Consider the following 24,175-nt stretch of genomic DNA (forward strand, 5'->3'; position numbering starts at 1 on the left):
CCGCTGCGCAGCCCAGCGGGAGCAAGCTCCCTCGCCACAGGGGTTGTGTGTTAGCTATGCGGATCGACGTTGTCGAGCATCCGGTTCACCGCCAGTTCACCCAGCATCACGGAGTTTTGAATTCCGAGCAGGGTGTGGCGCTGGGTTCCGTTCAGTTGCCCGGCGAAATCGCTCAACATGACGCTCGCTGACGCCAACGTCTCGCAGGCGTTGACCAGCAGGGTTTCGTTATCGGTGTCGGCGCCGACGGAATAGATAGTGCTGGGTTTGCGTGGGGTGTCTTTGGGGATGACCGGTTTGAGGTAGTAATCGAGGGCGCGGTCGGCGGCGGTGTTGAGTTTTTTGGAATCAGTGGATTCGTAGGGGGAAACGTCGTCGGTGTCGGTTTCTGGTGGGTTGGGTGTGATCTTGAACATAGATGTAACTCCAGATATTTAAAGTGGAGCCATCGCCCTCGCTACCAAACGAAGGTGGCGGCCATACGGAGGTTGGTAGACCGGTTATCTGGCAACCCGGCGCGCCCGGAAGCGCCCTACGCATGGCCACCATATAAACAGAGGACGATAAGAAGTCCCTGTGTTAGGTGCGCTATGCGCCGGATAACCGGGCTACCAAACCCGACCGCTGTTTTTCAGCGGCGAGCAAACGATAGAGCCCAGCCCCAAGGCGCACAAGCCGGCGGATTCTGGCGCAGTCGTAGGCAACGGCGCAAGGTTATGTAGCCTCCAGCCCCACAGACCCCGACCGTTTAAACATGTCTGTTTATTGCCGCCAACCCCTGTGGGAGCGAGCCTGCTCGCGAAGGTGTTGTATCAGTCAACGAAGATGTTGAATGAACGATTGCATTCGCGAGCAGGCTCGCTCCCACAGGTACTCAATTGAGCTGATATTCCGATTGCTCCCGACGCAGGTTCTGGTATTTGATTGAGGCCTTTCTCCCACCGGTAAAAGGATTTCCTCATGAGCTATCGCACGCTGGGTCATTCGGGTTTACAGGTCTCCACCCTGACACTGGGCACCATGATGTTCGGCGAACAGACCAGCACCGAAGATTCCCTGCGGATCATCGACAAGGCCTGGGACCAGGGCATCAATTTCATCGACACCGCCGACGTTTACACCGGCGGTCGTTCCGAAGAGATCGTCGGCGAAGCGATTGCCGGCAATCGCCATGAATGGGTGCTGGCGACCAAGGTCGGCTTCGGCCCGGTGGACGGTGTGCCGAACCGCAGCGGCTTGAGCCGCAAACACCTGTTCAATGGCATCGACGCCAGCCTGACGCGCTTGGGCACTGACTACCTCGACATCTATTACCTGCACCGCGAAGACCACAACACGCCGCTGGAAGTGACCGTGTCGGCGATGGGCGATCTGATTCGCCAGGGCAAGGTTCGTTATTGGGGTTTGTCCAACTACCGTGGCTGGCGCATTGCCGAGGTGATCCGTGTGGCCGATCAACTGGGCGTCGACCGGCCGGTGATCAGCCAGCCGCTGTACAACATCGTCAACCGTCAGGCCGAGACTGAACAAATCACCGCCGCGCACAATTACGGCCTCGGCGTGGTGCCTTACAGCCCGTTGGCCCGGGGTGTGCTCAGCGGCAAATATGCGCCGGATGTGAAGCCGGACGCCAACAGCCGCGCCGGGCGCGCAGACAAACGCATTCTGGAAACCGAATGGCGGGTTGAGTCGTTGCGCATTGCCCAGCAGATTCAGCAGTACACGCAGGAACGTGGCGTGGGGATTGTCGAATTTGCGATTGCCTGGGTATTGAACAACGGCGCCGTCACTTCAGCCATTGTCGGGCCGCGCACCGAAGAACAGTGGGACGCGTACACCAAGGCGCAAGCGGTGAAGATTACGGCTGAAGATGAGGCGTTTATTGATTCGCTGGTGGTGCCCGGGCACTCGTCGACGCCGGGGTTCAATGACGTGAGCCATTTTGTGTCGGGCCGTAAACCGCGCAATACCTGAAGAAACAAACATTCAATGTGGGAGCGGGCTTGCTCGCTCCCACATTCGATCTGTGTTGATCGATCGGACAATATTTGATACGAAAACCACGTATCCTCTGCGCCCCGTTTCACCTTCAACCTCGCGAGGGCAGTTTGTCTAAAGGTATCGCTTTATCGGTTTCGGCCTCGGTGCTGTTTGCCGTCATGTACTACTACACGTCGTTGCTCACGCCTTTGAGCGGCGTGGAAATTTTTGGCTGGCGCATGCTGCTGACCGTGCCCTGCATGACCGTGTTCATGGTGGTGTCCGGCGAATGGACGCGTGTGGTCGAGATTGTCCGACGCGCCACGGCGAATCCGAAATTGATCGCCGCCCTGATCGCCTCCTCGGCCCTGCTCGGTGTGCAACTCTGGCTGTTCATGTGGGCGCCGCTTAACGGCTACAGCCTGGACGTATCGCTGGGGTATTTCCTGTTGCCGCTGACCATGGTGCTGACCGGGCGAATCGCCTACGGCGAACGTCTGTCCTATCTGCAAAAAGTCGCCGTGGTGCTGGCCTGCCTCGGCGTGGTCAATGAGGTGTATCAGGTCGGTGGGTTTTCCTGGGCGACCTTGCTGGTGTGCATTGGCTACCCCACCTATTTCATCGTGCGCAAGCGCCTGGCCTCGGACAACCTCGGCGGTCTGTGGCTGGACATGGCGTTGACGCTGCCGGTGGCGTTCTGGTTTGTGCAAAGTGGCGAGCAAGGCTTCGGCGTGTTCGATCAACACCCGTGGCTGTCGCTGTTGATTCCGATTCTCGGGGTGATCAGCGCGTCGGCGTTGGTGGTCTACATCATCGCCAGCCGCTTGTTGCCGTTCAGCCTTTTCGGGCTGTTGAGTTACGTCGAGCCGGTGTTGTTGCTGGGCGTGGCGTTGCTGCTTGGGGAAAGCATCAAGCCTGGGGAATGGTTGACCTATATTCCGATCTGGTTGGCGGTGGTGGTGCTGGTGTTCGAAGGCTTCAAACACCTGATGCGACAGCGCCGCCCTTAACCCCACCCCAAAAACAAATGTGGGAGCGAGCCTGCTCGCGAAGGCGTCGTATCAGTCAACGAAGATGTTGAATGAACGATTGCATTCGCGAGCAGGCTCGCTCCCACATTGTTTAGTGGTGTGGCGGGTTACTCGGTGGCGAGCACGCCACGACGAACCTGGTCCCGTTCGATCGATTCAAACAACGCCTTGAAGTTGCCTTCGCCGAAACCATCGTCGCCTTTACGCTGGATGAATTCGAAGAACACCGGCCCCATCAGGGTTTCCGAGAAGATTTGCAACAGCAGGCGCTTGTCACCCGACTCGGACGAACCGTCCAGCAAAATGCCCCGCGCTTGCAGTTGATCAACCGGCTCGCCGTGGTTTGGCAAACGACCTTCGAGCATTTCGTAATAGGTTTCCGGTGGCGCGGTCATGAAGCGCATGCCGATGCTTTTCAGGTGATCCCAGGTCTTGAGCAGGTCATCGGACAGGAAAGCAACGTGCTGGATGCCCTCGCCGTTGAACTGCATCAGGAACTCTTCGATCTGCCCGGCGCCCTTGGACGACTCTTCGTTCAGCGGGATGCGGATCATGCCGTCCGGCGCGGTCATGGCCTTGGAGGTCAGGCCGGTGTATTCGCCCTTGATGTCGAAGTAGCGAATTTCGCGGAAGTTGAACAGCTTCTCGTAGAAGTTGGCCCAATAGGCCATGCGACCGCGATACACGTTGTGGGTCAGGTGGTCGATGATCTTCAGGCCGGCACCGACCGGGTTGCGGTCCACGCCTTCAATGAACACGAAGTCGATGTCATAGATCGAGCTGCCTTCGCCGAAACGGTCGATCAGGTACAGCGGCGCGCCGCCAATGCCTTTGATCGCCGGCAGGTTCAGTTCCATCGGGCCGGTTTCGATGTGGATCGGCTGGGCGCCGATTTCCAGCGCGCGCTTGTAGGCAAGCTGCGAATCCTTGACGCGAAACGCCATGCCGCACACCGACGGGCCGTGCTCGGCCGCGAAGTACGAAGCAACACTGTGCGGTTCGTTGTTGAGGATCAGGTTGATCGCGCCCTGGCGATACAGGTGCACGTTTTTGGAACGGTGGGTCGCCACCTTGGTGAAGCCCATGATCTCGAAGATCGGCTCCAGGGTGTTCGGGGTTGGCGATGCGAATTCGATGAACTCAAAGCCCATCAGGCCCATTGGGTTTTCGTATAAATCTGCCATTTTGGCGCCTCATCATGCTTTTAGAATTAACAGTTAAAAAGTGTTAGTTGCTAGCAATGCTGAGACCGGCGGGTGGCGCACAGGAGATGCCCCGCACGCTGCGGGCGAGGAAGTCACCGTAGATCAATTGAAACCCAAAACTCTTCATTGTCGACCCAAGGCTCTTGCGGGCGAGGCTTCTGCTGCCAGAAGACGTTTATTATTGTATGCGTAACCCGATTCTACACAGCGTAAATAGGTTTGTCCGCCTTCTGTATCAAATCCCCTTTTCCCCTACTCGCGCAAGGGGTTTATTGCAGAGGAAAATCCCCGCCAGAATCAGCACGCCGCCAAGGCACATCGCCAGCGTCAACGGCTCGCCCAGCAACAGTGCGCCGAGGATGACGGCGGTCAGTGGGTTCAAGGCAATGAACGCCCCTGAACGCGTCGCGCCGATCTGCCGGATGCCGTCGTAATAACCAATGTAGGCCAGCGCCGAACCCAAAACGCCGAGGTACATCAGGCTCAGCCATTGTTGCGGACCGAGGCTGATCAACGCGCTGACATTCAGTTCACCGCGCATGGCACTGGTCACCCAGAGCATCACCGTGCCCAGCAGAATCGAGTAGGTCACCGTCTGCACCGGCCCCAAAGACTGATTCAGTTCTTTGGAGAACAGCGAATAAATGCCCCAGCCGAGCACGCAGCCGAATATCAGCAGGTCACCGATCCAGGCATCGACGTTGCCGGCCAATAGATGCGGGTTACGACTGGCAATCACCACACTCGCCCCGGCAATGCAGATCGCGATGCCGAAGACTTTCGCCCGGCCCAGGCGCTCCTTGAAGATCAGCCATGAGGCGAGGCCGATCACTGCCGGGTTCAGCGCAACGATCAACGAGGCTCGCGAGGCGTTGATGTAATGCAGCCCATAAAAGAAACACAGGTTGTAGAAGAAGATCCCAAAGAACCCCAGTAGTGCCAGGCGCAACCATTGTTGCGGGTTCGGCCGGATCAACGGGATTCGGGCCAGCAGCAGAAACAGCAACAACGCCGCGCTGGCCAGCAAAAACCTGAGACTGGCGGCGAACAACGGGCTGAGACTGTCGGCCAGAAAACGCCCGGCCACGAACGTACCGCCCCAGATCATGGTGACGGCGGCGAGTTTCAGATACACCGATGTGTGCGAAGTCGTTGTTTCTACGAACATTGTCATGGAGAGGCAAAACCAGGCCAAGGAAGATGACGTATCATTCGACTAATGAACGATCATCGTAAAATGAGTAAAAGCTCATGACCCTGACTCAACTTGAGATCTTTTCGCTGGTCGCGGAACTGCGCGGTTTCACGGCGGCTGCCAATCGCCTGGGGATTTCCCAGTCGGCGGTGTCTCACGCGCTCAAGTCGCTGGAACAGGAACTCGGCGTGGAACTGTTACGGCGGCATCAGTCCCAAGTCGAATTGAGCGACATTGGCCAACAACTGTTATTGCGCGCCCGGGCAATGCTCGGGCTGGCCAACACCTTGCGCCAGGAAGCGGCCGATGCGCGCGGGATGAAACGCGGCACGTTGCGCATCGGCTCGTTTGGCCCGACGTCGTCGATCCGCCTGCTGCCGCAGATCCTGCAGCACTACCGCGCGACGCATCCGGGCATTGAAGTCCACATCGACGAAGGCCCGGACCGTCAGGTGATTCAATGGCTGGAGGAGCGGCGAATCGATATCGGCTTTGTGGTACTGCCTGAAGAGCGCTTCGACACCTTCGCGCTGCTGGAAGACCAGATGGTCGCACTGGTGCCTGCCGACCATGCGCTGGCCGGTCGGGACACTCTGAGCTTGAGCGACTTGTGCAACGACCCGTTCGTGCTGACTGAGGCAGGCTCATCGGAGTTGGTGTCGCGACTGTTCAGCGCCGCCCGCCTCATACCGAACATCCGCTACCGCTGCTCACAATTGATCAGCACGCTGGACACGGTCAGCCGCGGCGATGCGTTGACGGTCGTGGCTGAAAGCTCCCTGCCCGACAACCTCAACAGTCGCTGTGTGAAAAAACCACTGTCGCCCCGTGTTATTCGCCAAGTCGGGCTGGCGGTGCTGGACCAGCGTCAGTCGTCACCCGCCACACTGGCCTTTATCAAACTGGCGCTCGACCTGAATACCCGTTGAGCGGCATAAGCGCCGAGGGCCAACTATCATGGCCACTACCTGAACTCTTTTTGGGAGGCGTGTTGTCGTCCTGCCCGCCGTTGAGAGCCCTGTTTCTGTGTGAGAGATTTCGCGAATGCCATTGAGTGCCAAACGCCGTCGCCCATTGCGTATCCGCATTATGGTGAGCCTGCTGTGTGGATTGCTCCCGATTATATTGGGCTTTGCCATTCTCTATATGCAGGCTGGACGTGCTCTTGAGCAAAGCACACGGGTGACCGCAGACGAAGCCCTGCGCCAGTTCGAACTGATGCTGGACAACACGGCGCAGTCCGCGAGCGAGTTGCTGCCGCTGGCCGGGCAAAACTGCAACGACGTGAAACTGGCCTTGCGTGAACAGGTCACCCGCCGCCCGTTTGTGCGCTCGGCCAGCCTGGTGTGGGACGACAACCTTTATTGCACTTCGTTGTTCGGTGACGCTCAGCAAAAGGTCGACGCCAAGGACTATGTACAAGGCAAGTTGTGGCTAATGAATGGCAACCCTGTCACCCCCGATACGGCGGTGCTGGTGTATCGCCTGAATGAGGGGAAACGGGGGGCGCTGACGACGCTGGACGGTTACCACTTGACTAACGTACTGCGCCTGATTGGTCGCAAGACAATACTGTTGCTGCAAGTGGGCCCGAGCTGGTTGTCCGTCGACGGCAAAGTCCACCAAGGCGCCCTGCCCACTTTGCCCTTGGCCGAAAGCGAACTGTCGTCCTCGCGCTATGCCTTTTCGGTCGTAGCCGGTTTCCCCGAGGGGGAAAACTGGCGTTACATGGCCAGCGAATACCCGCCGCTGTTCAGCCTGCTGATTTTTTTTGGCGTTGTCTCGGGTGCCATCGGCCACGCGCTGCAAAGGCGATCATGGTCGCCCATTCATGAAATGCAGCGCGCCCTCGCGGCTGAAGAGTTTGTCCCCTACTTTCAGCCGGTGGTGCATGGCGATACGCAGAAGTGGTCCGGCACCGAAGTGTTAATGCGCTGGAAACACCCAAAGGAAGGCCTGGTACGGCCTGATCTGTTTATCCCGTTCGCCGAAGATTCCGGGTTGATCGTGCCCATGACCCGTTCGCTCATGCGCCAGACTGCGCAGTTGCTGGGGCCTGTTTCTTCAACGTTTGCCGAGCCCTTTCACATCGGCATCAATATCACCGCCAGCCATTGCAAGGACCTGGAACTGGTCAAGGACTGTCGAGCGTTCCTGAGTGCCTTTGCGCCCGGCTCGATTTACCTGGTGCTGGAACTGACCGAGCGCGAATTGATCAAGCCAAACGACATTACGCTTGAGCTGTTTGAACAACTTCACGCACTGGGCGTGATGATCGCGATTGACGACTTCGGCACCGGGCACTCCAGCCTGGGTTATCTACGCCAGTTCAATGTGGACTTCCTGAAAATCGACCAGAGCTTTGTGGCCATGATCGGTATCGACGCCCTTTCACGGCATATTCTGGACACCATCATCGAACTCTCGGCCAAGCTTGATCTGGGAATTGTCGCCGAAGGTGTCGAAACCGAAGAACAAAGTGACTACCTGACCGCCCACGGTGTGAACTTCCTGCAAGGTTATCTGTTCGGCCAACCGATGCCCGGCGCTGAATTCATTAACGCATTAACCCACCATTAACTAATGGGTTTAAGCGACGAGACATCGTCTTCATGCACCAAATTGAATCAAAAGACTACTGCTGTTACATGAAGAAAACGTCAGGATTTACTCTTGGGCAATTAACTACTACAATTTTTCATGCCTGTGCAAGATGGGCAGGTGAGCCACTATCACCGAGTCGCTTCAAGGCTCTTGGCTTATAGCTTTGTTTGCGGTTGGTATCAGCCAAATACACTATTGGAGTAAAGATATTGTCCAGACTCGCTGAATTTCGTGCAGCTGAAAAGGCCCTTCAGGAGCAGCTCAAGCAGCTGGAATCGCTGAAGAATGATGCCGGGCTCAAGAAAGAAATCGAATTCGAAGAAAAGCTCCAGGGGCTGATGAAAACCTACGGCAAGAGCCTGCGTGACATCATCGCCATCCTCGATCCGAACCCGGCAAAATCCGGTCTGCAACAAGCAAAAACGCCTAAAACCCGCCGCGCTCGCGTGGTCAAGGTCTATCAGAACCCGCACACCGGTGAACTGATTGAAACCAAGGGTGGCAACCACCGCGGCCTGAAGGCCTGGAAGGAACAATACGGTGCAGCCACTGTTGATTCCTGGCTGCGCGGCTAACACCTTGCGGTTATAAAAAAGCCCTGCCAATGCAGGGCTTTTTCATGGATACCTACTAAATGCAACGATCTGCCACGATCAACTCGCAACTTTACGATTAACTTTGTGCTTAATGCCTTTGGGTATCTAAAAATGTCCGCATCCAGCCAATTTGCGTCAACGTAAAACCCCGTCACTAAAGTTTCAAGCTGTTACGCAGCTGCTCAATTTCGTCCTGACTTGTCTTGTAAGCCTCGGCCTGTCCCGCGTACGAAAGAACATAGGCTTTATCGGCATCCACCGCCCCCACCAATGTTTGCGACAGCACGTGTCGCCCGTTCTGGGTAATGGTGCAGGTTGTTTCCAGTGCCGACAGGCGGCTCAATGTCGCGGGGTGTATTTTGTTGCAGACACTTTGATAGCCGCTTTGAAAGAAGTCTTTCTGCACCGCCTTGCGCATCTCAAGCAACACGCCTTGCACATTCACTTGATGACCGCTTTCGACCTGAGTCATCGTCAACTCCATGACCATGACTGGTGTGCCGCTTTGATCGTTTTTGACCGCACGCTGACGGGAAACAGCCGGGTTCGCACCTTCTTGCGCAAGGTTTTCGACTTCCCAACCACTTGGCCATGGCACTTGCGGCGCCTCTGCATGAGCACCTGCCACGGCTGAAAGGACCCCCAACAGGACGAACATCGGCTTACAGAATCGAACCATTGCAATAAACACTCACGAGTTGAACCGTAAAGTCTGAGCCTCGCCCGCCTGTCAGGCAATAGCAGACCGTTTGGGTTTGGTGATGTCAGAGCCCTTGCGTATCATTGTGACCATTCGTTAGCCCCACTTATTTTCCGGAGGGCCCATGAGCCTGCACGAATTGAACACCTTCCCAGGCGTCACCGCCCAACCTGACACCGCCACCCAGAAGTTCGTCTTCAACCACACCATGCTGCGGGTCAAGGACATCACCAAGTCCCTGGATTTCTACACGCGCATCCTCGGTTTCTCGCTGGTGGAAAAACGCGATTTCCCGGAAGCGGAATTCAGCCTGTATTTCCTCGCCCTGGTGGACAAGAACCAGATCCCGGCCGACGCCGCCGCTCGCACCGAGTGGATGAAGTCGATTCCCGGTATTCTCGAATTGACCCACAACCACGGCACCGAGAACGACCCTGAGTTCGCCTACCACAACGGCAACACCGACCCGCGTGGTTTCGGTCACATCTGCATCTCCGTGCCGGACATCCGCGCAGCGTGCGAGCGTTTTGAAGCGCTGGGCTGCGACTTCCAGAAGCGCTTGAATGACGGACGCATGAAAAGCCTGGCCTTCATCAAGGACCCGGATGCGTACTGGGTTGAAATCATCCAGCCTGCTCCGCTGTAAGCCCCACCAAACATCCCCTGTGGGAGCTAGCCTGCTCGCTCCCACACACGGATGTGTGAGGCACAAAAAAACCCATGATCGCTCATGGGTTTTTTTGTGTTTTCAGCGTCGGCGCTTATGCCGGGGCCGAGGTCCGGATCAGGTGATCGAATGCGCTCAGGGAAGCCTTCGCGCCCTCGCCCACCGCAATCACGATCTGCTTGTACGGCACGGTGGTCACATCACCGGCGGCAAACACGCCCGGCATCGAGGTTTCACCGCGAGCATCGACGATGATCTCGCCACGAGGCGACAGCTCGATGGTGCCCTTGAGCCAATCGGTGTTAGGCAGCAAACCGATCTGCACGAAGATGCCTTCGAGGTTGACCGTGTTGAACTCACCCGAATCGCGATCCTTGAAGACCAGACCGGTCACCTTCTGGCCATCGCCTTTCACTTCACTGGTCAAAGCACTGGTGATGACGGTGACGTTCGGCAGGCTGAACAGCTTGCGTTGCAACACGGCATCGGCGCGCAGCTTGCTGTCGAATTCCAGCAACGTGACATGGCTGACGATACCCGCCAGGTCGATGGCCGCTTCAACGCCGGAGTTACCGCCGCCAATTACCGCCACACGTTTGCCCTTGAACAGCGGGCCGTCGCAGTGCGGGCAGAAACAGACGCCTTTGGCTTTGTATTCCTGCTCGCCCGGCACGCCCATTTCACGCCAGCGCGCCCCCGTGGCAAGAATCAGCGCCTTGGTTTTCAACGTGGCACCGCTTTCGAAACGGACTTCGTGCAACTCGCCGGGATTCTTCGCCGGAATCAGCGCGGTGGCGCGTTGCAGGTTCATGATATCGACGTCGTATTGCTTGACGTGTTCTTCGAGCGCGCTGGCCAGTTTCGGCCCTTCGGTTTCCTGCACGGAGATGAAGTTTTCGATGGCCATGGTGTCGAGCACCTGCCCACCAAAACGCTCTGCCGCAACACCGGTGCGAATGCCTTTACGCGCTGCATAGATTGCCGCTGCTGCACCCGCTGGACCACCGCCGACGACCAATACATCGAAGGCTTCTTTCGCGCTGAGCTTCTCGGCTTGACGCTCGATGCCGCTGGTGTCGAGTTTTGCGAGGATTTCTTCCAGGCCCATGCGGCCCTGGCCGAAGTTCACGCCGTTCAGGTAAACACTCGGCACCGCCATGATCTGGCGCTCATCGACTTCGGCCTGGAACAGCGCGCCATCAATGGCGACGTGGCGGATGTTGGGGTTCAACACGGCCATCAGGTTCAGCGCCTGGACCACGTCCGGGCAGTTCTGGCAGGACAGCGAGAAGTAAGTCTCGAAGCTGAACTCGCCTTTGAGTGAGCGAATCTGTTCGATCACTTCAGCACTGGCCTTCGAAGGGTGGCCGCCGACTTGCAGCAGCGCCAACACTAACGAAGTGAATTCGTGGCCCATCGGGAGGCCGGCGAAACGCAGGCTGATGTCGGCGCCCGGGCGATTGATCGAGAACGATGGCTTGCGTGCATCATCACCGTTATCGAGCAAGGTAATTTGTGTGGAAAGACTGGCAACGTCTTTCAACAGTTCGAGCATTTCCCGGGATTTCGCACCGTCGTCGAGGGAAGCAACGATCTCGATCGGCTGGGTGACCCGTTCCAGGTACGATTTCAACTGGGCTTTAAGATTGGCGTCCAACATACGGGCGATTTCCTTTCTGGTGTTTCATGAAAAGCAGGCATAAAAAAACGCCCGAGCGAATCTCGCCCGGGCGTTTTTGAGGGCGGTTGCAGCTTACTGAGTAGGTGCGGCGTACCGCCCTGATGAAGCGCTCACTGACTTAGATCTTGCCGACCAGGTCCAGGGACGGAGCCAGAGTGGCCTCGCCTTCTTTCCACTTGGCCGGGCAAACCTGGCCTGGGTGAGCAGCGACGTACTGGGCAGCCTTGATTTTGCGCAGCAGCTCGGAAGCGTCACGGCCAACGCCGCCATCGTTCAGTTCAACGATTTTGATCTGGCCTTCAGGGTTGATCACGAAGGTGCCACGGTCAGCCAAGCCTGCGTCTTCGATCAGCACGTCGAAGTTGCGGGAGATGGCGTGAGTCGGGTCGCCGATCATGGTGTACTGGATTTTGCCGATGGCTGGCGAAGTGTTGTGCCAGGCAGCGTGGGCAAAGTGGGTATCGGTGGAAACGCTGTAGATCTCGACGCCCAGTTTCTGGAACGCGTCGTAGTTGTCAGCCAGGTCTTCCAGTTCGGTCGGGCAAACGAAGGTGAAGTCAGCCGGGTAGAAGAAAACGACAGACCATTTGCCTTTCAGGTCAGCGTCCGACACTTTTACGAAGTCGCCATTTTTGAAGGCGTCAGCTTTGAACGGTTTAACTTGGCTGTTGATGATAGGCATCGGTGACTCTCCGTCAGGGTTGAAAAGTTGGGTTAACAAGTTGATGGGGTGAATCCTACCCACTCGATTCCCGGATGGCTCATTGGCAAACCTCATGCTGCTGATTTGTTTTCGCTATTAGCCGACGGTATTAATAGAAGAAAACGTGCTCTACAGCACCACTGGCTTTTCAGTGACCCGAGCCATTCCGAGAAACGGGCTCGCTTCAACATAGCGCATGGCGGACTTCATATCCTTCCAGCCCACATAACTCATCAACGACTTCAAGTCCCAACCACTCTGATGGGCCCAACTGGCAAAGCCGCGTCGCAAGGAGTGACTGGTGTAGAGCTCGGCGGGAATACCGGCGCGCTCCAGCGCCTGGCGCAGTAACGGGATGACGCTGTTGGCGTGCAACCCCTGCTCGCTCAAGTGCCCCCAGCGGTCGATGCCTCGAAACACCGGCCCGCGAACCAATGCGGCTTCGGTGATCCACTGGATGTAGGCGTTCACCGGGCAAAGACGCTGCAAGGCTGGGGTCTGGTAGGTCTTGCCGAGGTTTTCGCGGTCGCTCTTGGTGCGCGGCAAGTAGAGCGTGATGCCTGAGCTGGCGATCGCCTGAACGTGCTCGATCTGTACACGGCACAGCTCATCACTGCGAAACCCGCGCCAGAATCCCAGGAGGATCAGCGCCATGTCGCGCCTTGCTCTTAAAAGAGTCGGTCGATCATCTTGAGATCTGGCGGTCTGTGCTTCCAGCTCCAGCCAGGCCACCACCTGTTCCAGATGTTGCAACTGCAACGGTGCCGCCTGTTTTTCCTGAGCCGGGTGCAACGCGCGAATCCCCTTGAAGACTTTGCGCACCACCGGCGCCTTGGTCGGATCGGCAAATCCCTGGCTGTTGTGCCACTGCGCCAGCGCCGACAACCGCAACTTCAGCGTGTTGATCGACAGCTCCCCCGCGTACGCCACCAGATAGCGCGCGACGCTGTCGGCGGTGGCCGGCAGAAACCCGCCCCACGTGACTTCGAAATGCTCAATGGCTGCCCGGTAGCTGCGCCGGGTGTTATCGCGTGTGGCGGCCTGTAGGTATCGATCCAGCTCGGTCATCGGCTCAACTCTCTAAAACGTACCGCGTTGGCGGGTGCAATCGTGCCGTTCGGCTCATCACACGGGGTAATACCAGTATATCCCGCATGACAAACTGACATCATTTATCTTTATTTTTCAGATGGTACACTGTGTACTTTAGTGGCATGTACCACAGTACGAAATCGTAGGAGAACTCATGGCTCGTGGCGGCGTAAATAAAGCAGTGGTGCAAGCGGCACGGTTGGCGATCCTCGCCCGTGGCGAGAACCCAAGCATCGATGCAGTACGGATCGAAATGGGCAACACCGGCTCGAAAACCACGATCCATCGCTACCTGAAGGAACTGGATGACGGCCGCGAACAGGCCGAGCCCGTGGCAGAACCTATTGATGACGAATTGGCGGGCCTGGTGTCGCGCCTGGCCCAACGCCTGAAAGAGAAGGCCCAAGAGCCTATCGATCAGGCTCGCGAGCAGTTCGACCAGCAACGCAAAACACTGGAAAGCCAGCTCACAGAAGCCCAGGAAGCCAATACCGAATTGCATCAGCAGTACGAGATGCAAAGCCTGGCGTTGACCCAGGAATCTGAATCACTGCAAGAAACCCGCTCCATGCTGCAAACCGAGCAAACCCGCAACGCCGGGCTGAATCAGGCGCTAGCCGGTTTCGAATTGCGCTTGCAGGACAAGGATGAGCAGATTCGCTCACTGGAAGAAAAGCACTTGCACGCCCGCGAGGCCTTGGAGCACTACCGCAACGCCGTCAAGGAACAGCGCGAGCAGGAACAAAGCCGTCACGAAAGCCAGGTGCAGCAGATTCAGATGGAATTACGCCAAGCGCAGCAAAGCGCGATGGTGCGTCAGGACGAGATCACTCAACTGCACCGCGACAATGAACGCTTGTTCACCGAAAACCGTGGCTCTCAGAGGGAGCTGAGCCTGTTGCAGGATCAACTCAAACACACCAATAGCCGGCAGGACCAACTGCTGGAACAGGTCAACCGCATCGACAGCGAACGCACCCTCCTCCAGGAACGCTTACGCGTCGCCCTGCTGGAAAGTCAGTCGCTGAAACAGAGCGTCGACGAGCAGTCGCAGGCTAATAAAGTGCTGGAGATTGAATTGCTCAAGACTCAGGCGAGCCTCGATGAAAGCGTGCGCCTGGCGGCTGCTGTTGCAACAGCGCCAGACGCAGCCAAGGACGATTAACCAGCGACAGGCGTACGCATGGTGACGAACTCTTCGGCGGCCGTCGGGTGCACGCCGATGGTTTCGTCGAAGTCGCGCTTGGTCGCCCCTGCCTTCAAGGCAATCGCCAAGCCCTGGACGATCTCGCCGGCATCCGGTCCGACCATGTGGCAGCCCAACACCTTGTCAGTCTTGGCATCCACCACCAGCTTCATCAGCGTGCGCTCCTGACATTCAGTCAGGGTCAGCTTCATTGGGCGGAAGCGGCTTTCGTAGATCACCACCTCGTGGCCGGCTTCGCGAGCATCTTCCTCGCTCAAGCCAACGGTGCCAATGTTCGGCAGGCTGAACACGGCAGTCGGGATCATCTTGTAATCCACCGGACGATATTGCTCAGGCTTGAACAAGCGTCGCGCCACAGCCATGCCTTCGGCCAGGGCGACCGGCGTCAACTGCACGCGGCCGATGACATCGCCGAGCGCCAGGATCGACGGCTCAGCCGTCTGATACTGCTCATCGACTTCAACAAAGCCTTTCTTGTCGAGTTTGACGCCAGTGTTTTCCAGCCCAAGGTTATCGAGCATCGGACGCCGGCCAGTCGCATAGAACACACAATCCGCTTCCAGCTCACGACCGTCCTTGAGCGTCACCTTCAGGCTGCCATCAGGCTGCTTGTCGATGCGCTCGATGTCGGAGTTGAATTGCAGGTCCATGCCACGCTTGGTCAATTCTTCCTGCAAATGCTTGCGCACCGCACCATCGAAGCCGCGCAGGAACAACTCACCGCGATACAGCAACGTGGTGTTGGCGCCCAGCCCGTGGAAGATGCCGGCGAATTCCACGGCAATGTAACCACCGCCCACCACCACAACGCGTTTTGGCAGCTCTTTGAGGAAAAACGCCTGGTTCGAACTGATTGCGTGCTCGTGCCCCGGAATTTCCGGGATCTGCGGCCAGCCACCGGTCGCAATCAGGATGTTTTTAGCGGTGTGGCGTTCGCCATTGATCTCGACGGTGTGCGGATCGACGATTTTGGCGTGACCTTCATGCAAGGTCACGCCGCTGTTGACCAGCAAGTTGCGGTAAATGCCGTTCAGGCGATTGATCTCACGGTCCTTGTTGGCGATCAGCGTGGCCCAATCAAACTGCGCCTCGCCCAGCGTCCAGCCAAAACCGGAAGACTGCTCGAAGTCTTCGGCGAAGTGCGCCCCGTAGACCAGCAACTTCTTTGGCACACATCCGACGTTCACGCAGGTGCCGCCCAGATAGCGGCTCTCGGCCACGGCCACTTTTGCGCCAAAACCGGCAGCAAACCGCGCAGCTCGCACACCACCGGAACCGGCGCCAATCACGTACAAATCAAAATCAAAGGCCATTTTCAATCTCCTCGGCAGTCCACAAGCATACCCGCAGACGTTCGCCGGGCAAGTGTTGCAAACGATATGGGGCCAGAAAATGAAAAAGCCACCCGAAGGTGGCTTTTCAATACAAGCAGGTCAGAAGCTATCAGTAAGCCTTGCCAGTCTTGTAGAAGTTCTCGAAGCAGAAGTTGGTCGCGTCGATGTAGCCTTCAGCGCCACCGCAGTCGAAACGCTTGCCTTTGAACTTGTAGGCCATCACACAGCCGTTCTGGGCTTGTTTCATCAGGGCGTCGGTGATCTGGATTTCACCCCCCTTGCCTGGCTCGGTTTGTTCGATCAGGTCGAAGATATCCGGGGTCAGGATGTAGCGACCGATGATCGCCAGGTTCGACGGTGCATCTTCCGGCTTTGGTTTCTCGACCATGCTGTGAACGCGGTAGATATCATCGCGGATCATCTCACCGGCAATAACACCGTACTTGTGAGTTTCTTGCGGGTCGACTTCCTGGATGGCGACGATCGAGCAGCGGAACTGCTTGTACAGCTTGACCATCTGGGTCAGAACGCCGTCACCTTCTAGGTTTACACACAAGTCATCCGCCAGCACCACAGCGAACGGCTCGTCACCGATCAGTGGGCGACCGGTCAGGATCGCGTGACCCAGGCCTTTCATTTCAGTCTGACGGGTGTAGGAGAACGAGCAGTTGTCGAGCAACTTGCGGATACCGACCAGGTATTTCTCTTTGTCGGTGCCCTTGATCTGGTTTTCCAACTCGTAGCTGATATCGAAGTGGTCTTCCAGGGCGCGTTTGCCGCGACCGGTAACGATGGAAATTTCGGTCAAACCAGCGTCCAGAGCTTCTTCGACGCCGTACTGGATCAGTGGCTTGTTTACCACCGGCAGCATTTCTTTGGGCATGGCTTTAGTCGCTGGCAGGAAGCGAGTACCGTAACCGGCTGCTGGGAACAAGCATTTCTTGATCATATAAGTCCTTGAAAGGGCTGTGTGTACGAGTTTCGGCGCAGTCTAATCAGGCGGCGTGCACCTTACAATGCCCCGCACTGGCTAACCGATGCCAACATAGAGAAATATTCTCGCGGATAGTTCCGCATTTCGCTGCACAGATCCTTCGACAGCTTCTAATAGATAGCAGATAACCCGGAACCTGCACGGGCGATCCCACCAGACATGCAATCGCACCACCATACGCCCATCAGCACTCTCTGGGTGCATTTGGCGTTATCATGGCGCAATTGAACCAGCCAACGAGGCAGATAGATGTCGGAAGTAAAAAGCGTCAACGGGTTCCTGATCAAACAGAAAGACGGCCAATGGTGGATAGAGAACTTCGGCGGCACCGAGACCATCACCGGACCGTTCCCTACCGAGAAGCTGGCGATTGAGGTGGCATCCGTATTGGAGCTGGAACACCCGGCACCCGCCAAACGCCGTGGTAAAGACAAGACTTGATCAGAACCGGTTTTGACCAAGCCCTGCTTTGCGCAGGGCTTTTTTGTGGCCATCTGCAAAGAAGTGGCCCTTCGCTATAACCTTTTGATGCCAGCGCTGTCACAGGCTTAGCCCCATCATCCTGACGACGACAACGACATGACTAAATTTTTGCCTCTGATTGCAGTATTGGCCCTGAGCGGCTGCGCCACCTCGGAAACGGCATACCTGAAAAACGGTGAACAGGGGCTGGCGATCGACTGCTCCGGCGAAGCCAACTCGTGGGCCACCTGCTATGAAAAAGCCGATGCCTCCTGCGCTGGCACCGGCTATCGCATTGTCGGGACCGACGGCACGCCGTCAACCAAGGAGAGCGACAAGACCCTTGGCGTCGACGTTGGCAACTTCAAGAACCGCAGCGTCCTGGTGGTCTGCAAATAAGGCCGACGCTACATGTGAATTTCAGCAAACTTGATCCCGAGACCGCGCACGGTCTCGATCAAGTCGTCGAGACGACTGAAAGATTCGACTTCGTCGTTATCGTCCACCAGAAAATAACTGCGCCCGGCGCTTTTCTTGAAAAACACGATCCACTCCCCAGGATTCGCCGGATTCTGAATCACATGGGTGGCAGAGATATGACCCTCTGCATGCCGCTCCCGAACCTGCTCTCGCTTCATGCCTGACTCCAGAAATGACAATGCCGTCAAAGCACAGCCTTGACGGCATCGATGTAGATTGTCGCCAGTCTATCAGCCGGAAATACAGGTGTTCGCGGCTTTCTGCACATCCTTGGGGCGCACCGGCACATTGGACATCCGCTCATGCAGCTTGATGCTGCTGCCGTTGGAGCGCTCTTCAATATCAAAAACGGCTGCCGGGGCCGACGAGAACTTCGCCGGAACGATCACGCGCATCCCGTCTTTGTGCGGCTCGACTTGCAAAGCGCCACGGCTATCAGCCAATTGCTCCACCAGGCACTGCGCGTACTCATGGGGCTTCTTGCCTGAGATCACACTCATGGTCGGCAGCGTCTCGTTGATCTCCGAAACATTCGCGCAACCACCTACGACCAACGCCAACGGCAGGACTAACACACCCCACTTCATACAAAACCTCCGATAAAGACCCTCGGACAGCACAAATGCTGATTTTCTCCGAGGCGCACCACTTTTATCGCTCACAGAATTCCGAATTACTGTTTTTAATTGTCAAACCGAACCCTGACGACCCGATAATAACCTGTCCGGGCTGATAAACTGCGCCAATCGCCCATGCTATCGTTTTGATTTTGTAGAAAAAGCCCTTCTGGAGGCGCCTCATGAAATTTATCCACCAGCGCGAGCACCTCAATGAAGACGACATCGTCGTCATCCAGTGCTCCCAAACGTGCAACATCCGCTTGATGAACGACGCCAACTTCCGCAGCTTCAAGAATGGCGGTCGTCACACCTACCACGGCGGCGCGTTCGATACTTTCCCGGCCCGGATTACCGCGCCGAGCACCGGTTTCTGGAACATCACCATCGACACGGTCAACCGCCGGCCGATCAGCGTGACCCGCAAGCCGACCCTGACTCACTCGATCAAGATCATCCGTCGCTCCAGCACGAAACTGAGCTGAGCAACGTCCGCACACGAAACAAGGCAGGTATGACCGTGGCTCAAACGACCAAGTACGTCATCAAATACAAACTCAACGGCGAGCGCCGCTTCGAGTTTGCCCAGCTCGAAAACGGCACCGCCGAAGAAGCCAAGGCCGCGCTCGATGCCATTCATGGCCAGAGCGACGATGTCATCAGCGAGATCAGCGTCAGCAAAGCGCTGTAACAGCCCCCCCGGAGCGACCACAGGGATGTCGGCTCCCGTGCCTGAAGTTTGACCGCAAGCGCCGGAGTGTTCGCCCCGCCCCCGCTGCCTAGACTGGCCACCTCAACCTTGGGTTAAGGAGTCAGAACATGCTGGAGCAACAACTCGATCAGGATGGCTGCGCCATTATCCGATCGCTCCTGAATGCCAAAGCCTGCGACGAGATCAGCGCCTTTTACGCGCAGCCTGGGCTTTTTCGTTCACAGGTGATCATGGCTCGTCACGGCTTTGGCCGTGGCGAGTACAAATACTTCAAATACCCTCTGCCGGCCCCCGTCGCGCGCCTGCGCAGCGAGCTTTACCCGAGCCTCGTGCCGATTGCCAATCGCTGGCACGAATGCATGGGCCTGCCAACGCGCTTTCCCGCCAAGCACGAAGACTTTTTACAGCGCTGCCATGCCGCCGGTCAGGAACGCCCAACACCGTTGTTGCTGCAATATGGCCCGCAGGACTACAACTGCCTGCACCAGGACCTGTACGGCGAACATGTCTTCCCGTTGCAAGTGGCGATTCTTCTGTCAGCACCCGACGAAGATTTCACCGGCGGTGAATTCGTGCTGACCGAACAGCGCCCGCGCATGCAGTCACGCCCTTTGGTCATGGACCTGAAGAAAGGCGACGCCTTGATCTTTGCCGTCAGCCAGCGCCCGGTCAAAGGTGTTCGCGGCTATTACCGCGTCAACATGCGCCATGGCGTAAGTCGCCTGCACAGTGGAAAACGGCATACCCTTGGAATCATCTTTCACGATGCGTTATGAGCCATGAGCCCCTTCACCCTGGATTTGTTTGCCGATACAGAAGCCGAGCAGCCGCCCAAACGCGAGCAACTCGGTGAGCAAGCCTGCGTCTTGCGCGGCTTTGCCTTGCCCTGGCTGGATTCTTTACTGACTGCGCTGGAGGGTGTTTTGGCGCTCGCGCCGTTTCGGCAGATGGTCACTCCCGGCGGCTTTACCATGTCCGTGGCCTTGAGCAGTTGCGGCGCTCTTGGCTGGACCACTGACCGAAGCGGCTACAAATACACGCGCAATGACCCGCAGACCGGGCAACCCTGGCCGAAGATGCCTGATGTGTTTTTCGAGCTGGCGCAAGCGGCGGCACGTGAAGCGGGATTTGCGGATTTTGTTCCCGATTCCTGCCTGATCAACCGCTATGTCCCCGGCGCGAAGATGTCTTTGCACCAGGATAAAGACGAAGGTTCCTACGCAGCGCCGATCGTGTCGGTCTCACTGGGGTTGCCGGCGACGTTCCTGTTTGGCGGTTTTGAACGAAGTGATAAAAGCCAGCGCGTGCCGCTTTTGCATGGCGATATTGTGGTCTGGGGTGGCGTCGATCGTTTGCGTTATCACGGCGTACTGCCGATCAAGGACGGGCATCATCCGACGCTGGGTGAACAACGGATCAACTTCACCTTTCGCACCGCCGGATGAACGTCTCGAATTTGACCGCAAGACCCGGAGTGCCACGCCACTCCCGCCTGATTAATCTGAATGAAACGGGTTAATGGAACTACAGACATGACAACTCATTCGACTAAAACCGCTACCGAAATCGATCCTCGTTGGGCCGCCGTGGTTGCACGCGATCCAGCTGCAGACGGGCAGTTTGTCTACGCGGTTAAAACCACCGGCATCTATTGCCGCCCCAGCAGCCTGGCGCGCTTGCCGAATCCGCAGAACGTCGAGTTTTTCGACACGCCGCAGCAAGCCCAGGCGGCGGGATATCGTCCCAGCAAACGGGCGGCAAAAGACCAAAGTGATGTCGCAGCCCAGCACGCGGCCACCGTGGCCGCGGCCTGCCGGCACATCGAATCCGCCGAAAATCTGCCGCCGCTCAATGAACTGGCGGACGCAGCGGGCCTCAGCAGCTTCCACTTCCATCGAGTGTTCAAAGCCGTCACCGGACTGACGCCCAAGGGTTACGCCTCGGCCCATCGCTCGCGCAAGGTGCGTGATCGTCTGGCGGATGGTGGCTCGGTCACCGACGCCTTGTACGACGCTGGTTTCAATTCCAACAGTCGTTTCTATGAAGCAGCCGATAACCTGCTCGGCATGAAGCCGGGCGACTATCGTGCTGCCGGGCAAAACAACGACATCCGCTTTGCCGTCGGCCAGTGCTCCCTGGGGGCCATTCTGGTGGCGCAAAGTGAACGCGGGGTGTGTGCGATTCTGCTGGGGGATGATCCGCATCAACTGGTCTGTGATCTGCAGGACAAGTTTCGGCGTGCCAACTTGATCGGTGCCGATCATGAGTTCGAGCAACTGATTGCCCAGGTCGTAGGGTTTATCGAAGCGCCAGCCATTGGCCTGGATTTGCCGCTGGACGTGCGCGGTACAGCGTTCCAGGAGCGTGTCTGGCAAGCCTTGCGCGAGATTCCCGCCGGCCGCACCGCGAGCTATGCCGAGATCGCCCAACGCATCGGGTCGCCCAAAGCTGTGCGCGCCGTGGCCCAGGCGTGCGGCGCGAACAGTCTGGCGGTGGCGATCCCTTGCCACCGTGTGGTGCGTAGCGACGGCAACCTGTCGGGCTATCGCTGGGGGGTTGAGCGCAAGCGGCTGTTGCTGGAACGCGAGACGCGCTGATCAGCGATTCACATCGACCACCACCCGCCCGCGCAATTGCCCGGCGAGCAGGCGCGGCGCGGCATCGATGGCTTCGCTCAAACCGATTTCATGACTGATCAGCGGCAGCAGCGCGAAGTCCAGATCCTTGGCCAGTCGATTCCAGGCCAGTACTCGCTTGGCCTTGGGCTGGGTCACGCTATTGATACCGGCCAAGGTCACGCCGCGCAGAATGAAGGGAGCGACCGAGGCCGGGAAGTCCATGCCTTGCGCCAGACCACACGCCGCTACCGTGCCGTTGGCCTTGGTGCTGGCGCAGGCATTGGCCAAGGTGTGGCTGCCGACCGAGTCAATCACCGCCGCCCAACGCTCCTTGGCCAACGGTTTGCCGGGTTCTGACAAGGTGGCGCGGTCGATGATTTCGCTGGCGCCCAGCTGTTTCAGGTAATCGTGTTCGGAGGTGCGACCGGTGGAAGCGACGACGCGGTAACCCAGCTTGCTCAGCAATGCGATGGCGAAACTGCCTACACCGCCGTTGGCACCGGTGACCAGCACTTCGCCTTGGTCGGGCGTCACGCCGTTATGTTCCAGCGCCAGGATGCTCAGCATGGCCGTGTAGCCGGCAGTGCCGATGGCCATGGCTTGGGCCGCCGTAAATTCCTTTGGTAACGGGATCAGCCAGTCACCGTTCAGACGCGCCTTCTGCGCTAATCCACCCCAATGCCCTTCGCCCACGCCCCAGCCATTGAGGACCACTTGATCACCAGCCTTGTAGTCCGGGTGGTCGCTGGTTTCAACCGTGCCTGCCAGATCGATCCCTGGCACCAGTGGGAATTTTCGCACCACAGGGCTGCTGCCGGTGATGGCCAAGCCATCCTTGAAGTTCAGTGTGCTGTACGCCACGCGTACCGTCACATCACCTTCGGGCAGTTGATCGTCATTGATCTCTTGCAGTGTGGCCCGATAACCGCTGTCGTCTTTGTCGATCAAAATACCCTTGAACATCGTCGCCTCTCAATGGAATCAATCTGGTAATGGAACCGATGAAATACCACATGGAAACATCTCGCCATACAAGACTTTAAGCCAGAGCAGCCAAAAGTCGACTGGCCTTTCACCCGTGATAGCTGGTAAAAAAACGGCTCTACCGTCCCTGCCCTGTTTGACGTCGGAGAATCATTGAAATGAGCCAATGGCCAGACACCCGCATTCTTGACCTGCTCGGGATCGAACTGCCGATCATCCAGGCCCCCATGGCCGGGGCCAATGGGTCGGCCATGGTCATCGCCGCGAGTAACGCTGGCGGCCTGGGCTCGATGCCTGCTGCATTGCTGACCATCGAGCAATTGCGCGAAGAACTGAAGACGATTCGCCAACACAGCCAGCGCCCGTTCAACATCAACTATTTCTGCCATCAACCTCCGGCCCCTGACGAGCAACGCGCCCGGGACTGGAAGAACTTGCTGGAACCTTACTACCGGGAACTGGGCGCCGATTTCGATGCGCCGACACCGGTTTCAAACCGGGCCCCGTTCGATGTTGCGGCGTGCGAGGTCGTCGAAGAGTTTCGCCCTGACGTAGTCAGTTTTCACTTCGGCCTGCCGGAAAAATCCCTGCTGGACCGGGTAAAAGCCACCGGCGCAAAAATTCTCTCCTCGGCCACTACGGTGGAAGAAGCCATCTGGCTGGAACAGCACGGCTGTGACGCGATCATCGCCATGGGTTACGAGGCCGGCGGTCATCGCGGGATGTTCCTCAGTGACGACCTGAGCAGCCAAGTGGGGACACTTGCCTTGGTGCCGCAGATTGTCGATGCAGTGAAAGTGCCAGTCATCGCCGCCGGGGGGATCAGTGATGCGCGCGGCGTTGCAGCAGCCTTTATGTTGGGTGCTTCGGCAGTGCAGGTGGGCACGGCTTATTTGTTTACGCCAGAAGCCAAGGTCAGCGCGTCTCACTACAAAGCATTGCGCACGGCCAAAGAAAGCGAGACCGCCGTCACCAACCTTTTCACCGGCCGCCCGGCACGCGGCATTCTCAATCGGGTGATGCGTGAGATCGGCCCGATCAGCGATAAGGCGCCGAAATTCCCACTCGCCGGCGGTGCGCTGATGCCGCTGCGAGCCAAGGATGAAGCGGATTTCAGCAACCTCTGGGCCGGGCAAGCGTTCCGGTTGAGCACTGAAATGACCACAGCAGAATTGACCCGACGCCTGGCGGATGAAGCTTTGGCCAAGCTATTGCGTCGATAAGCCCAACCCCTGTAGCAACTGCGTCAGTTGCTACAGTTCCACATAACCTCATAAACCAACACATTCCGTTTGAAGGCATTTCGCTATATA

At 57.6% G+C, this 24,175-nt stretch carries 27 protein-coding genes; 15 read left to right on the forward strand and 12 right to left on the reverse strand.

Annotation, left to right across the window (positions count from 1 at the left end):
* Nucleotides 1-50: 50 nt before the first annotated feature.
* Entirely contained in the window at nt 51-416 is a 366-nt protein-coding gene (locus AC07N8_RS00840) for a DUF6124 family protein (protein WP_493141883.1), read from the reverse strand.
* A 544-nt stretch (nt 417-960) separates the two neighbouring features.
* On the opposite strand from AC07N8_RS00840, the gene AC07N8_RS00845 reads away from it, so the two are divergent.
* Both AC07N8_RS00845 and rarD read left to right on the forward strand, forming a co-directional pair.
* Entirely contained in the window at nt 961-1,974 is a 1,014-nt protein-coding gene (locus tag AC07N8_RS00845; RefSeq protein WP_483842344.1) for an aldo/keto reductase, read from the forward strand.
* 134 nt (nt 1,975-2,108) lie between these two features.
* On the forward strand, nt 2,109-2,990 hold the full coding sequence (gene rarD, locus AC07N8_RS00850; RefSeq protein ID WP_483842345.1) for an EamA family transporter RarD: 882 nt from the start codon (nt 2,109-2,111) through the stop codon (nt 2,988-2,990).
* Between the two features lie 128 nt (nt 2,991-3,118).
* Here rarD and hppD read toward each other — a convergent pair whose 3' ends face one another.
* Complete coding sequence (gene hppD, locus AC07N8_RS00855) at nt 3,119-4,195, reverse strand: 4-hydroxyphenylpyruvate dioxygenase (protein ID WP_483842346.1); 1,077 nt, start codon at nt 4,193-4,195, stop codon at nt 3,119-3,121.
* Between the two features lie 256 nt (nt 4,196-4,451).
* On the reverse strand, nt 4,452-5,390 hold the full coding sequence (locus tag AC07N8_RS00860) for a DMT family transporter (protein ID WP_493141886.1): 939 nt from the start codon (nt 5,388-5,390) through the stop codon (nt 4,452-4,454).
* A 77-nt stretch (nt 5,391-5,467) separates the two neighbouring features.
* On the opposite strand from AC07N8_RS00860, the gene AC07N8_RS00865 reads away from it, so the two are divergent.
* The 3 genes from AC07N8_RS00865 (at nt 5,468) to AC07N8_RS00875 (ending at nt 8,590) form a co-directional block, all read left to right on the forward strand.
* Nucleotides 5,468-6,340 (forward strand): LysR family transcriptional regulator, encoded by an 873-nt coding sequence (locus AC07N8_RS00865; protein ID WP_483842348.1) that lies wholly within the window; start codon nt 5,468-5,470, stop codon nt 6,338-6,340.
* Between the two features lie 115 nt (nt 6,341-6,455).
* On the forward strand, nt 6,456-7,991 hold the full coding sequence (locus AC07N8_RS00870) for an EAL domain-containing protein (protein ID WP_493141888.1): 1,536 nt from the start codon (nt 6,456-6,458) through the stop codon (nt 7,989-7,991).
* A 233-nt stretch (nt 7,992-8,224) separates the two neighbouring features.
* Nucleotides 8,225-8,590, forward strand: a complete 366-nt coding sequence (locus AC07N8_RS00875; RefSeq protein ID WP_027922999.1) for a histone-like nucleoid-structuring protein, MvaT/MvaU family — start codon at nt 8,225-8,227, stop codon at nt 8,588-8,590.
* A gap of 175 nt (nt 8,591-8,765) precedes the next feature.
* Here AC07N8_RS00875 and AC07N8_RS00880 read toward each other — a convergent pair whose 3' ends face one another.
* A complete protein-coding gene (locus AC07N8_RS00880; RefSeq protein WP_483842350.1) occupies nt 8,766-9,290 on the reverse strand; it encodes a DUF4946 domain-containing protein in 525 nt (174 codons plus the stop codon).
* A gap of 145 nt (nt 9,291-9,435) precedes the next feature.
* On the opposite strand from AC07N8_RS00880, the gene gloA reads away from it, so the two are divergent.
* Nucleotides 9,436-9,957, forward strand: a complete 522-nt coding sequence (gloA, locus tag AC07N8_RS00885; RefSeq protein WP_493141890.1) for a lactoylglutathione lyase — start codon at nt 9,436-9,438, stop codon at nt 9,955-9,957.
* Between the two features lie 115 nt (nt 9,958-10,072).
* Here gloA and ahpF read toward each other — a convergent pair whose 3' ends face one another.
* The 3 genes from ahpF to AC07N8_RS00900 all read right to left on the reverse strand — a co-directional run bounded on the left by ahpF (nt 10,073) and on the right by AC07N8_RS00900 (nt 13,430).
* Nucleotides 10,073-11,638, reverse strand: coding sequence for an alkyl hydroperoxide reductase subunit F (ahpF, locus tag AC07N8_RS00890; protein ID WP_483842352.1), 1,566 nt, complete (start codon nt 11,636-11,638; stop codon nt 10,073-10,075).
* A gap of 139 nt (nt 11,639-11,777) precedes the next feature.
* On the reverse strand, nt 11,778-12,341 hold the full coding sequence (ahpC, locus tag AC07N8_RS00895) for an alkyl hydroperoxide reductase subunit C (RefSeq protein WP_010460707.1): 564 nt from the start codon (nt 12,339-12,341) through the stop codon (nt 11,778-11,780).
* 150 nt (nt 12,342-12,491) lie between these two features.
* On the reverse strand, nt 12,492-13,430 hold the full coding sequence (locus AC07N8_RS00900; protein ID WP_483842354.1) for a site-specific integrase: 939 nt from the start codon (nt 13,428-13,430) through the stop codon (nt 12,492-12,494).
* A gap of 178 nt (nt 13,431-13,608) precedes the next feature.
* Between AC07N8_RS00900 and AC07N8_RS00905 the strand changes: the two genes are divergently transcribed.
* A complete protein-coding gene (locus AC07N8_RS00905; protein WP_493141893.1) occupies nt 13,609-14,619 on the forward strand; it encodes a DNA-binding protein in 1,011 nt (336 codons plus the stop codon).
* Here AC07N8_RS00905 and gorA read toward each other — a convergent pair.
* The gene (gene gorA, locus AC07N8_RS00910) at nt 14,616-15,974 is read right to left on the reverse strand and encodes a glutathione-disulfide reductase (RefSeq protein ID WP_483842356.1); all 1,359 of its coding nucleotides are present in this window, start codon (nt 15,972-15,974) and stop codon (nt 14,616-14,618) included. The two genes, AC07N8_RS00905 and gorA, sit on opposite strands and share 4 nt — an antisense overlap.
* Before the next feature lie 130 nt (nt 15,975-16,104).
* Nucleotides 16,105-16,944: a UTP--glucose-1-phosphate uridylyltransferase GalU gene (gene galU, locus AC07N8_RS00915; RefSeq protein ID WP_010460715.1), complete on the reverse strand. Its 840-nt coding sequence runs from the start codon at nt 16,942-16,944 to the stop codon at nt 16,105-16,107.
* 294 nt (nt 16,945-17,238) lie between these two features.
* On the opposite strand from galU, the gene AC07N8_RS00920 reads away from it, so the two are divergent.
* A complete protein-coding gene (locus AC07N8_RS00920) occupies nt 17,239-17,430 on the forward strand; it encodes an SH3 domain-containing protein (RefSeq protein ID WP_123431757.1) in 192 nt (63 codons plus the stop codon).
* A 138-nt stretch (nt 17,431-17,568) separates the two neighbouring features.
* Nucleotides 17,569-17,850 (forward strand): hypothetical protein, encoded by a 282-nt coding sequence (locus AC07N8_RS00925; RefSeq protein WP_027922991.1) that lies wholly within the window; start codon nt 17,569-17,571, stop codon nt 17,848-17,850.
* Nucleotides 17,851-17,858: 8 nt separating this feature from the next.
* Here AC07N8_RS00925 and AC07N8_RS00930 read toward each other — a convergent pair whose 3' ends face one another.
* A complete protein-coding gene (locus tag AC07N8_RS00930; protein WP_027922990.1) occupies nt 17,859-18,089 on the reverse strand; it encodes a hypothetical protein in 231 nt (76 codons plus the stop codon).
* Between the two features lie 72 nt (nt 18,090-18,161).
* Nucleotides 18,162-18,518 carry a hypothetical protein gene (locus AC07N8_RS00935; RefSeq protein ID WP_493141896.1) on the reverse strand — a complete coding sequence of 119 codons (357 nt, stop codon included), beginning with the start codon at nt 18,516-18,518 and terminating at the stop codon, nt 18,162-18,164.
* Nucleotides 18,519-18,730: 212 nt separating this feature from the next.
* On the opposite strand from AC07N8_RS00935, the gene AC07N8_RS00940 reads away from it, so the two are divergent.
* The 5 genes from AC07N8_RS00940 (at nt 18,731) to ada (ending at nt 21,857) form a co-directional block, all read left to right on the forward strand.
* Nucleotides 18,731-19,033, forward strand: a complete 303-nt coding sequence (locus tag AC07N8_RS00940) for a DUF1883 domain-containing protein (RefSeq protein WP_007946189.1) — start codon at nt 18,731-18,733, stop codon at nt 19,031-19,033.
* A gap of 29 nt (nt 19,034-19,062) precedes the next feature.
* On the forward strand, nt 19,063-19,239 hold the full coding sequence (locus tag AC07N8_RS00945) for a hypothetical protein (protein WP_155953714.1): 177 nt from the start codon (nt 19,063-19,065) through the stop codon (nt 19,237-19,239).
* Between the two features lie 128 nt (nt 19,240-19,367).
* Nucleotides 19,368-20,036, forward strand: coding sequence for a 2OG-Fe(II) oxygenase (locus AC07N8_RS00950; protein ID WP_493141898.1), 669 nt, complete (start codon nt 19,368-19,370; stop codon nt 20,034-20,036).
* 3 nt (nt 20,037-20,039) lie between these two features.
* The gene (alkB, locus tag AC07N8_RS00955) at nt 20,040-20,705 is read left to right on the forward strand and encodes a DNA oxidative demethylase AlkB (RefSeq protein ID WP_493141900.1); all 666 of its coding nucleotides are present in this window, start codon (nt 20,040-20,042) and stop codon (nt 20,703-20,705) included.
* An 87-nt stretch (nt 20,706-20,792) separates the two neighbouring features.
* Nucleotides 20,793-21,857 carry a bifunctional DNA-binding transcriptional regulator/O6-methylguanine-DNA methyltransferase Ada gene (ada, locus tag AC07N8_RS00960; RefSeq protein ID WP_493141901.1) on the forward strand — a complete coding sequence of 355 codons (1,065 nt, stop codon included), beginning with the start codon at nt 20,793-20,795 and terminating at the stop codon, nt 21,855-21,857.
* On the opposite strand, the gene acuI is transcribed toward ada, so the two are convergent.
* Nucleotides 21,858-22,841, reverse strand: a complete 984-nt coding sequence (gene acuI, locus AC07N8_RS00965) for an acrylyl-CoA reductase (NADPH) (protein WP_493141903.1) — start codon at nt 22,839-22,841, stop codon at nt 21,858-21,860. It abuts the gene before it with no gap.
* A gap of 179 nt (nt 22,842-23,020) precedes the next feature.
* Here acuI and AC07N8_RS00970 point away from each other — a divergent pair, with 179 nt between their 5' ends.
* Nucleotides 23,021-24,085, forward strand: a complete 1,065-nt coding sequence (locus AC07N8_RS00970; protein WP_483842362.1) for an NAD(P)H-dependent flavin oxidoreductase — start codon at nt 23,021-23,023, stop codon at nt 24,083-24,085.
* Nucleotides 24,086-24,175: the final 90 nt, after the last annotated feature.

The organism is Pseudomonas sp. GW821-FHT10C09 (assembly GCF_059415465.1).

Excerpts from the sequence above, each read along its gene's own strand:
- AC07N8_RS00840 (WP_493141883.1), bottom strand. The coding sequence starts at position 416 with ATGTTCAAGATCACACCCAACCCACCAGAAACCGACACCGACGACGTT.
- AC07N8_RS00845 (WP_483842344.1), top strand. The coding sequence starts at position 961 with ATGAGCTATCGCACGCTGGGTCATTCGGGTTTACAGGTCTCCACCCTG.
- hppD (WP_483842346.1), bottom strand. The coding sequence starts at position 4,195 with ATGGCAGATTTATACGAAAACCCAATGGGCCTGATGGGCTTTGAGTTC.
- AC07N8_RS00860 (WP_493141886.1), bottom strand. The coding sequence starts at position 5,390 with ATGACAATGTTCGTAGAAACAACGACTTCGCACACATCGGTGTATCTG.
- AC07N8_RS00865 (WP_483842348.1), top strand. The coding sequence starts at position 5,468 with ATGACCCTGACTCAACTTGAGATCTTTTCGCTGGTCGCGGAACTGCGC.
- AC07N8_RS00870 (WP_493141888.1), top strand. The coding sequence starts at position 6,456 with ATGCCATTGAGTGCCAAACGCCGTCGCCCATTGCGTATCCGCATTATG.
- AC07N8_RS00880 (WP_483842350.1), bottom strand. The coding sequence starts at position 9,290 with ATGGTTCGATTCTGTAAGCCGATGTTCGTCCTGTTGGGGGTCCTTTCA.
- gloA (WP_493141890.1), top strand. The coding sequence starts at position 9,436 with ATGAGCCTGCACGAATTGAACACCTTCCCAGGCGTCACCGCCCAACCT.
- ahpF (WP_483842352.1), bottom strand. The coding sequence starts at position 11,638 with ATGTTGGACGCCAATCTTAAAGCCCAGTTGAAATCGTACCTGGAACGG.
- ahpC (WP_010460707.1), bottom strand. The coding sequence starts at position 12,341 with ATGCCTATCATCAACAGCCAAGTTAAACCGTTCAAAGCTGACGCCTTC.
- AC07N8_RS00900 (WP_483842354.1), bottom strand. The coding sequence starts at position 13,430 with ATGACCGAGCTGGATCGATACCTACAGGCCGCCACACGCGATAACACC.
- AC07N8_RS00905 (WP_493141893.1), top strand. The coding sequence starts at position 13,609 with ATGGCTCGTGGCGGCGTAAATAAAGCAGTGGTGCAAGCGGCACGGTTG.
- gorA (WP_483842356.1), bottom strand. The coding sequence starts at position 15,974 with ATGGCCTTTGATTTTGATTTGTACGTGATTGGCGCCGGTTCCGGTGGT.
- galU (WP_010460715.1), bottom strand. The coding sequence starts at position 16,944 with ATGATCAAGAAATGCTTGTTCCCAGCAGCCGGTTACGGTACTCGCTTC.
- AC07N8_RS00920 (WP_123431757.1), top strand. The coding sequence starts at position 17,239 with ATGTCGGAAGTAAAAAGCGTCAACGGGTTCCTGATCAAACAGAAAGAC.
- AC07N8_RS00925 (WP_027922991.1), top strand. The coding sequence starts at position 17,569 with ATGACTAAATTTTTGCCTCTGATTGCAGTATTGGCCCTGAGCGGCTGC.
- AC07N8_RS00930 (WP_027922990.1), bottom strand. The coding sequence starts at position 18,089 with ATGAAGCGAGAGCAGGTTCGGGAGCGGCATGCAGAGGGTCATATCTCT.
- AC07N8_RS00935 (WP_493141896.1), bottom strand. The coding sequence starts at position 18,518 with ATGAAGTGGGGTGTGTTAGTCCTGCCGTTGGCGTTGGTCGTAGGTGGT.
- AC07N8_RS00940 (WP_007946189.1), top strand. The coding sequence starts at position 18,731 with ATGAAATTTATCCACCAGCGCGAGCACCTCAATGAAGACGACATCGTC.
- AC07N8_RS00945 (WP_155953714.1), top strand. The coding sequence starts at position 19,063 with ATGACCGTGGCTCAAACGACCAAGTACGTCATCAAATACAAACTCAAC.
- AC07N8_RS00950 (WP_493141898.1), top strand. The coding sequence starts at position 19,368 with ATGCTGGAGCAACAACTCGATCAGGATGGCTGCGCCATTATCCGATCG.
- alkB (WP_493141900.1), top strand. The coding sequence starts at position 20,040 with ATGAGCCCCTTCACCCTGGATTTGTTTGCCGATACAGAAGCCGAGCAG.
- ada (WP_493141901.1), top strand. The coding sequence starts at position 20,793 with ATGACAACTCATTCGACTAAAACCGCTACCGAAATCGATCCTCGTTGG.
- acuI (WP_493141903.1), bottom strand. The coding sequence starts at position 22,841 with ATGTTCAAGGGTATTTTGATCGACAAAGACGACAGCGGTTATCGGGCC.
- AC07N8_RS00970 (WP_483842362.1), top strand. The coding sequence starts at position 23,021 with ATGAGCCAATGGCCAGACACCCGCATTCTTGACCTGCTCGGGATCGAA.